5 protein-coding genes and 2 pseudogenes are annotated in these 4,053 nt (G+C 68.8%); 1 reads left to right on the top strand and 6 read right to left on the bottom strand.

All coding sequences use genetic code 11. From position 1 onward, the window contains the following. Positions 1 to 178: 178 nt before the first annotated feature. The 6 genes and pseudogenes from GQS09_RS27350 to GQS09_RS30510 form a co-directional block, all read right to left on the bottom strand. A complete protein-coding gene (locus GQS09_RS27350) occupies positions 179 to 1,009 on the bottom strand; it encodes a site-specific integrase (protein ID WP_165990208.1) in 831 nt (276 codons plus the stop codon). Beyond that, positions 1,010 to 1,168, bottom strand: a complete 159-nt coding sequence (locus tag GQS09_RS30115) for a helix-turn-helix domain-containing protein (RefSeq protein ID WP_313896374.1) — start codon at positions 1,166 to 1,168, stop codon at positions 1,010 to 1,012. Positions 1,169 to 1,340: 172 nt separating this feature from the next. After that, the gene (locus tag GQS09_RS27340) at positions 1,341 to 2,048 is read right to left on the bottom strand and encodes a hypothetical protein (RefSeq protein WP_165990206.1); all 708 of its coding nucleotides are present in this window, start codon (positions 2,046 to 2,048) and stop codon (positions 1,341 to 1,343) included. Between the two features lie 154 nt (positions 2,049 to 2,202). After that, positions 2,203 to 2,637 (bottom strand): transposase, encoded by a 435-nt coding sequence (locus GQS09_RS27335; RefSeq protein WP_399552621.1) that lies wholly within the window; start codon positions 2,635 to 2,637, stop codon positions 2,203 to 2,205. Between the two features lie 12 nt (positions 2,638 to 2,649). Further along, a pseudogene (locus GQS09_RS28820) lies at positions 2,650 to 3,180 on the bottom strand (transposase); the annotation flags it as partial. Then, a pseudogene (locus GQS09_RS30510) lies at positions 3,178 to 3,375 on the bottom strand (helix-turn-helix domain-containing protein); the annotation flags it as partial. The pseudogenes GQS09_RS30510 and GQS09_RS28820, both read right to left, overlap by 3 nt. A gap of 82 nt (positions 3,376 to 3,457) precedes the next feature. On the opposite strand from GQS09_RS30510, the gene GQS09_RS27325 reads away from it, so the two are divergent. After that, positions 3,458 to 3,649: a hypothetical protein gene (locus GQS09_RS27325; protein ID WP_165990205.1), complete on the top strand. Its 192-nt coding sequence runs from the start codon at positions 3,458 to 3,460 to the stop codon at positions 3,647 to 3,649. The last annotated feature ends 404 nt before the right edge of the window (positions 3,650 to 4,053 follow it).

Below are 4,053 nucleotides of genomic sequence, written 5' to 3'. Positions count from 1 at the left end.
CCCGCGAGGCGGCCCGTCGCGACATCACCCGATATATCGAACACTGGTACAATCACAGACGACTTCACTCGGCCATCGGCTATCGACCTCCACGCGAGGCGCACGCCGACCACCAGCGCCTCCAACTCGCCTCATGAAATAACCCGGTTACATCCCTGTCCGGAAAACGCGAGACCCCTCAGCGCGCGGTCTTGGGGGTACCGAAGACCAGGTCCTTCCGGATGCGCTGCAGGTTGCGCCGCACCCTCAGCTGCCGCTTGTCCAGGTCGATGTCGCCCCAGGTCAGGGCGAGGACCTCACCGCGGCGCAGGCCGGTGGAGACCAGCAGCAGCCACAGGGCGTGCAGGCGGTGGGAGCGGGCGGTCTTCAGCAGGATGCGGGCTTCGGTGCGGTCCAGCGGTTTCACTTCCTCCCTGGCCACGGCCGGGGTTTCCACCAGGCGCGCCACATTGCGGCCGATGAGCTCTTCACGCACCGCGTGCTGCAGGGCAGCGCGCATCACGGCGTGGGCGTACTGCACCGTCCGGGCGGAGGGGCTGCGGCGGCAGCATCGCCCGGCCGCGCAGCAGCGGCGCTTCTCCCTGGGCCGGGCGGCGTCCAGGCCACGCAGGCAGCACAGGCAGCCGTCCTTGAACGCGGTGAGGAAGCCGCGGATGTCGGCGGGGCTGAGCCGGTTGAGTTTCTTCCGGCCAAGCGCAGGGGTGATGTACAGACGGGCCATCACCTCATAGCTGGTGAAGGTCGAGGGTTTGAGGCGTCCCGCAGCCACCGTGGTGAGCCAGTAAGCCAGGTAGTCCTCGAACGCCATGGAGGAGGTGGCGGCGGGGATCCCCTGACGGGTCTTCTCCTGGATCTCGGTGAGCTTGCCTGCCACCTCGGCACGGGTCTTGCCGTAGACGAATTTCCGGGTGCGGGTGCCGTCGGGGCGGTAGACGTAGGCGGCGGCCTGGTAGCGGCCGTCCTTGCGTCGGGTGATGGTGCCTTCGCCGTTGGCGCGGCGTCTGGCCATTCAGGCAGCCTCCTGCAGCTTGGAGTGTATGTAGGAGCGCAAGGACTCGACGGGGATGCGGCGCGAGCGGCCCTCGGTGAAGCTGGGCAGAGCGCCGGAGCGGATCAGGTCGTACACCCTGCTGCGGCTCATCCGCAGCGCGGCCATGACCTCCGGCACGGTGAGCACCTCAGGTGCCGCGCAGGCATCCCCACCAGGGAGCGCAGCGGCAGGGACGGAAAGCGGTCGTGCAGACATGGAGACATTTCTGTGCGGTGGGGCAAGGACTGGAGGGACGGAAGGCCGGGGCGGCGACGGGTAGGTGGCCTCGCCGATGTGGGGGAATCGGTGGTCAGCCCCCGGGCCGCACTGAGCCGGGATCCTCGACTGCGGAGGATCCGCTCCCTTCTCCGGGCATGTCGTAGCAGGCCTCGATCAGGGCGTTCGTGAGCTCCACCGGCACCTGGGCACGCTCCGGGAAGCGAGGCAGAAGCGAGGCAGCACTTACACCGACACGCTCCGCCACCTCCACGACCTTCCACATGGGGCGGTGACCTCTCAGCCAGTCCTCGATACAGGCATCCCGCAGGTCGGAGACTCCCGCGCCAAGCGGCGAGCCCGCCTCGTGCTCCTCAAGGACCGCCTTCCGCGCCTGCTGCCACACCTGTTGGTAGAGCGCCCGGGACAGCGGCCGGCCGTTGTCACGGGTGAAGAGCGCATCCCCGGGGCGCAGGGCCCACCGGGCAACCTCGGCCTTGAGAATCTGCACGAGCTGCGGGCAGGCAGGAACAACACGCCCACCGGCCACGCCCCGCACTTCTCCCTTCCCGGCCTGGGAGAAGCCAGGACGGATCACCACCTCACCGGCCCCTTCAACCGGCAGACGGAGGTCACGAACCTGAAGGGCGAGCGCCTCCCCCGGCTTCAGCGCTGCGAAAGCGATCGAGGAGAAAAAGGCGCGCAGCACCGGTCCATCACCCGGCAGTTGCCCGATCCAGTCAAGCAGGGCATCGCGCTGACGAGCCGACAACAGGCTCTCCTCAAAAGCCGCAACAGACACGAACAAACTCCTTCTGCGAGGGAAGTAGTACGAGCACGACAGCCTCCACAGCAGCGCGCCGACGAACAGCTCAATGCTCCAGAGGACCGCCGGTTTGGCNCAGAGGACCGCCGGTTTGGCTACTGAGGTTGAACTCGTGATGTCGCTGGGTTGGTCAGGTGGGTCTGATGACCAGGCCGGTCTCGGCGAGGCAGCCGTCTATGAGGCCGGGGCGGTACTGGATGTGCCGTAAGCCGCGTCGGATGCGCTGGACGAGGTGTTCGGGGGTGCTGAAGGCGATGTTGGAGAGCCAGCCACGTCGCAGGAGGGACCAGATTCTTTCCACCGGGTTGAGGTCGGGTGCGTAGGGCGGCAGGTAGTGGATGGTCAGCCAGTCCCGGGCTGCCGCCCATTGCCGCAGGTCGGCAGCTTTGTGGACGTTGAGGTTGTCCCAGATGAGCACGATGGGGCCGCCGAGCTGCTGGTGGGCGGCGGTCAGCAGGTCCCGGTACTCGCGCCAGGAGAAGCTCTTGCGGCCATCGCGGCGGCCGTTGTCCCTGCGTGGCCGGTAGATCAGCCGGGACCGGTGGCCGGGTTTGTAGCAGGTCAGCGCNNNNCATGGAGAATCCGGCTTCGTCCTCGAAGACGAGCCAGGCTCCACGGGCCGCCGCCAGTCTTCCGCGCAGGGCCATACCTCCTTGACCCATCCTGCGACGGCGTCGTCGTCCCGCTCGATGGCGCGTCGGGCCGGGACCTGGCAGGACCAGCCGTTGCGCACCAGCAGCTTGCGCACGCCCTGGACCGTGTAGGTCAGGTGGAAGCGCCGTCCGATCACCGTCTTCACACGGCTCAAAGTCCAGCGTTGGTCCTCCCAGCCGTGTGCGGCCGGCCCCTTGGCCAGCTCCGACTCCAGTTGGGCGAACTGCTTCTCACTCAGCCGCGGCAGCGACGCCGGCCCCTGCGACCGCAGGGCCCGAGGGCCGCCCTCGTCCCACATCTGCCGCCACCGCTGCACCGAGCGGACGCTGACCCGCAGGTCCTTGGCGATCACCGAGCTCGCCTCGCCCCGGGCGAATCGCTCGGCCGCCTGCAGCCGTAACTCCTCGCGGAACTGCTGCCGTTCNTCCAGTTGGGCGAACTGCTTCTCACTCAGCCGCGGCAGCGACGCCGGCCCCTGCGACCGCAGGGCCCGAGGGCCGCCCTCGTCCCACATCTGCCGCCACCGCTGCACCGAGCGGACGCTGACCCGCAGGTCCTTGGCGATCACCGAGCTCGCCTCGCCCCGGGCGAATCGCTCGGCCGCCTGCAGCCGTAACTCCTCGCGGAACTGCTGCCGTTCAGCGGTCAGCCCGCCCCCTTGTGCTGATCATGGAGCACAAGGTGCCGCCCGCGTCCGCCGCGGCGTCACCGCCGACGAAGGCGGGATGAGGGTGGAGGAAGTCACCGTCATCGGCTCCGGACCAGGCCAGGGGGCACCGGGAACCGTGGAGGTTCTCACCGGACCCAGTCCCGAAGAGATTCAGGCACGGGTTCGCATGGACGTCCTCGCCGACGCACTCGCCCAGATCCAGGAGCTGCGCGTACGACTCGACCGCCTCGAAGGCAAGCACACCCATGACTGACCCCGCGCGAGGGCACGGCTGCTGGCCGAGGACCGCATCCTGGCTGGTCCGGGGTCTTCCGTGGTGAGGGTTGCGTCGAAACTTTCTCTGCGGTTTCAAGGCGGGCCCGCTGACGCGGACCCGCGCGGCCGGTGCCCGGGCCCGGCCGCTACGGCGCCGCCCCGCACGCCGAGCCCGGCCCCTGGCCGCACAAACAGCACCCCGGAACGGCCTGGTACCGCGAGATCTCCCGACGCGCCACCGCTCGGCATCCCTGCCCAGCCATGTGCAATCCATGCCGCATCGGCTGCTTCAGCGATTACGGCACGCGCGTTCGAGGCTCCGCTCGTGCTGGCGAACGCCCGTGTCAGCAGATGGAAGCGCCCGTATGCTGGCCGTGGAGCTGGTTCCCGCCCTGCTGGAGG

Source organism: Streptomyces sp. YIM 98790, from assembly GCF_011421595.1.
In the GTDB taxonomy this organism is placed as follows: domain Bacteria; phylum Actinomycetota; class Actinomycetes; order Streptomycetales; family Streptomycetaceae; genus Streptomyces.
The sequence above is the reverse complement of the archived record's forward strand: the minus strand, read 5'-3'. Positions and strand labels throughout refer to the sequence as shown.

Excerpts from the sequence above, each read along its gene's own strand:
- GQS09_RS27350 (WP_165990208.1), bottom strand. The coding sequence starts at position 1,009 with ATGGCCAGACGCCGCGCCAACGGCGAAGGCACCATCACCCGACGCAAG.